Genomic DNA, 3,391 nt, shown 5'->3' on the forward strand with positions numbered 1-3,391 from the left:
AGCCATTATGGATCAACCCCTATGTGCGGGGCTGGATGAACTATTGGGGTCATTTCAACAGATCCCAGATGTACGACCTCCTGCGGCGCATCAACGCCTACCTGATGCGTTGGGACCGCAAGAAATACAGACGGCTGCGTCGTAAACAACGGCTCGAAGCCTGGTGGGAAAGGGTCGTCACCAACGAACCCGGACTTTTCGCCCACTGGGCATGGGTCACCGACTGCGGAGGCTCGTTCGCCAGGCGGTAAGAGCCGTATGAACCGAGAGGTTCACGTACGGATCCGTGGGAGCCGGCGGGTGCGATTCCCGCCGGCTACCCGACTCGGTAGACAGGTACGCCGAAATGCTGCCCTCGCTGCAGCGGACACCGATGCTGCCGTTCACGCTGCGGCGCGCGGAGTGGGAGGACGACCTGCGCCCCGTGCTGGCCGAAACGATCGCCATATGTGACCGCACGGTAAACAGAAGCAACACCCGCTGGCAGGACGTCGACGTCATCGTGCCGGTCGGCGGAAGCAGCCGCATCCCGCTGGTCACGACGATGCTGGCCGAATGCTTCGGCAAACCCGTCCTGATCGACGACTCGCCGGAACTAGCCGTCGTACGCGGCGCGGTCCGCTTGGCGCGTCGAGCGGTGAGAGAGAAAGCCCGTCGGCGAACTGCCGGTCGTCGGCACCCACCCCGGCCGCCGGCGCTGACGCCCCTGCTGTCGTTCCTTCCGGTGGCGCGAACAGTCAACGCCGTTGCCTTCGCCCCTGACGGCGTGGAGCTGGCCGGAGCCTGCCGCGACCGAGTTGTCCGGACCTGGAACTCGCTGACCGGTGCGCTGTCCCAACCGATCTGGCACGGCGCCTGGGTCGCCGACGTCGGGTACGACCAAGTGGGGGGGCGGCTGCTCAGCGCCGGCCGCGACGGGGTGGCACGGGTCTGGGACTGCCGCAGCCGCGACCAGCTCACGGAACTCGCCGTCGCGTCGACGCGGACCAACGCGATCGCCCACGCCGCATTCAGCCCTGGTGGACAGCGCGTCGCGACAGTCGGCGGGCCGTACGGGGACACGTCGGTCCGGGTCTGGGACACGGTCACCGGCGAACTGTTGTTCGACACCAGACTGATCGGCGGGTCCGGTGCCGTCGTCGGCGCGGACGCCGCCCTCGGGCCGGGCGGCGGGAACCTCGTCGTCGTCGGCCACACCGCCCTCGTGTGGGACGTCGACCGCCGGTTACTCGTGGCCGAACTGGCCGCGACCCCCGGCATCGAGTTCCGCGACGTGGCGGTCAGCCCCGAGGGCCGCACGATCGCCGCCGCCTGCGCCCGGACCGGCAAGGTGTGGGTCTGGGATCTTCCGGAGGCGGCTCCCCGCTTCGTCCTGGACCACTGCCGGGTCGACGTTGCCGAGCTGGTCACTGTCCAGTTCTGTCCGACGGGAGGCACTGTCGCGACCGGCGGGGCGACCTACGTCCGTCTGTGGGACGCTGCGGACGGCACACCGCTGGGTGAGCCGGTCACGACCTCGGAACGGGTGGACCACTTGGCGTTCAGTCCGGACGGCGCGAGGCTCGCCGTCGCGACCGGGCGCCAGGTAGAGATATGGCGGGTGACGGCGAATACCTACCACCCGGAGCCGAGGTCGAGCGATGCACTGCCGCTGAGGCCCTCGTCGATACCGTAGGACGAATCGGCGTGGATCAGTCCGGTGTCGTCGCCGCTGGACACCGGGTCCGTGAACTCGTCGAGCCCTTCGTGGCCGCCGGTAGCCCAGTCGTCTCCGGGCGGCGCGAGAGGCTGCTCGACGGTCGGATGTTCCTCGGTGGCGGCGGTGTCCAGCGGTCCGGCGCCGCCCGTACCCCCGCTCGGGTCGGCGTCCTGATCCACGCCCGGCTGGGCTGTGGAACCGAGATGACGCCATGCCTCCGCTGCGGCGAGCCCTGTGATCGCGCCCGGGACCCCACCGCCGAGCGACGCCGCGGACACCGCCCGACGTAGCCGAGCGTCGTCGAGCCGGCCCAGGACGGAGTTCGCCGAGTAGACCAGCAGCCATGCGTGTTCGACGCGACGTGTACCAGGGACGGCGCCGAGGCGGACCCGTGAGAACGCGGCGGACGCGACGGACGTACCAGCCTCCTTGAGGTCCCGATACAGGTCTGCATCCAGCAGCACCGCCACCTCGGACGCCGCAGACGCCGACAGGGCTGTGCCCAGCGCGGGGCAGGCGGCGAGACGCCGTGCCCGGTCGATTCCGGCCCCCTCGAAGGCAGTTGCCCCGAGGTAGACCGGTCCGGCCGCCAGCGACACCCGCAGCTGGATCGTCGGGAGCCCGTCCGGGCGGCCGTTCAACGCCCGGACCCCGTCACCGAACCCGACGATCAGCGACGAGATGGTCGTCGCGTCGTCCAACCCCGGCGGCAGTAGAAGCAGCAGGCCGTCCCGGGCGGCGACTACGTCGCACGAATCATGCTCGACACCTGCTCTGAGTACCACCTGATGCGCCAGCCACAGCACCTGAGGGCCGACAGCGAGTCGAACGGCCGCATCCGCGTCAGGATCTGCACCTGCAGCCACCCGCTCGTCGCCGACGAACCCTTCGAGCAGCGCCGACTCCGCCCAGCCCTCGACAGCGACGATCAAGCACACCCGTCGGCGGGCCAGCGAAGCCGGCGGCGCCTCACCCGCGCCGTCCCGCCGGAATCGGACCGACCCTGGGAAGACCGGCCGGACCGGCACAGCGCGAGGGTAGGCCGGACGGCGGTCCGGCCGCGAACTCTTGGACGCCACCTGCTCGACCATCGTCACCAAGGCCCGGCGGGCTTCTGCTTCCGCCAGGTCGACCAGATCCACTGGGCTGACGGTCGCAAGGAAGCCACCCGGATCGCAGGGCGCTACCTTCACGACGAGCAGCTTCCCGGACCTGCCCGCTGGATCTTCTCGCCACGCCACCTGCCACTGCGCGGACAGCTCGTCCGAATCGACGTAGGCCGGCGACACGACTGCGACGGTCCGGGCCGAGTTCCGCATGCCCTCGTTCACCAGGTTCGTCCAGTTGACGCCGGGGATCTCCGCCCACGCCTGCAATAGCACCCGTTGGCCATGTTCCTCCAGCTCCCAAGCAATCCATTCAGCCCAGGTTTGATCTTCCGGTGCGTGCGAAACGAAGTAGTCGTAGTCGCTCAAGTGTTCCCCCCGGGACGTCCAGCGAATACCGGGAGTGTAGGACGCGATGAAGGTCGCGTAGGGGACGTAATGAAGTAACAAATACGTGATCGAGAGCATCATCGCAGGTCACAGGCCTGTAGAGGGTTCGAAACGCGCAAGTTATTTCATTTCGACTCCGTAAGTCGCCCCGCGTTTCGAGGCGGCCATGTCGTCGGTTCCTAAAAACTGGATGTGT

Annotated in this window: 3 protein-coding genes; 2 read left to right on the forward strand and 1 reads right to left on the reverse strand. The window is 68.4% G+C overall.

Annotated features, from left to right (window positions below; genetic code table 11):
• Both AC08OQ_RS18525 and AC08OQ_RS18530 read left to right on the forward strand, forming a co-directional pair.
• Nucleotides 1–251, forward strand: a 251-nt coding sequence (locus AC08OQ_RS18525) for a group II intron maturase-specific domain-containing protein (protein ID WP_476612262.1), incomplete at its 5' end; no start/stop codon positions are given.
• Between the two features lie 95 nt (nucleotides 252–346).
• Nucleotides 347–1,675 carry a WD40 repeat domain-containing protein gene (locus AC08OQ_RS18530; RefSeq protein WP_476602353.1) on the forward strand — a complete coding sequence of 443 codons (1,329 nt, stop codon included), beginning with the start codon at nucleotides 347–349 and terminating at the stop codon, nucleotides 1,673–1,675.
• On the opposite strand, the gene AC08OQ_RS18535 is transcribed toward AC08OQ_RS18530, so the two are convergent.
• Complete coding sequence (locus tag AC08OQ_RS18535; RefSeq protein ID WP_476605878.1) at nucleotides 1,615–3,276, reverse strand: toll/interleukin-1 receptor domain-containing protein; 1,662 nt, start codon at nucleotides 3,274–3,276, stop codon at nucleotides 1,615–1,617. The two genes, AC08OQ_RS18530 and AC08OQ_RS18535, sit on opposite strands and share 61 nt — an antisense overlap.
• Nucleotides 3,277–3,391 lie beyond the last annotated feature (115 nt).

The organism is Frankia sp. CcCS3 (genome assembly GCF_977927575.1).

Bases quoted from the DNA above. Each gene is read 5' to 3' on its own strand.
- AC08OQ_RS18530 (WP_476602353.1), top strand. From the start codon at position 347: ATGCTGCCCTCGCTGCAGCGGACACCGATGCTGCCGTTCACGCTGCGG.
- AC08OQ_RS18535 (WP_476605878.1), bottom strand. From the start codon at position 3,276: ATGATGCTCTCGATCACGTATTTGTTACTTCATTACGTCCCCTACGCG.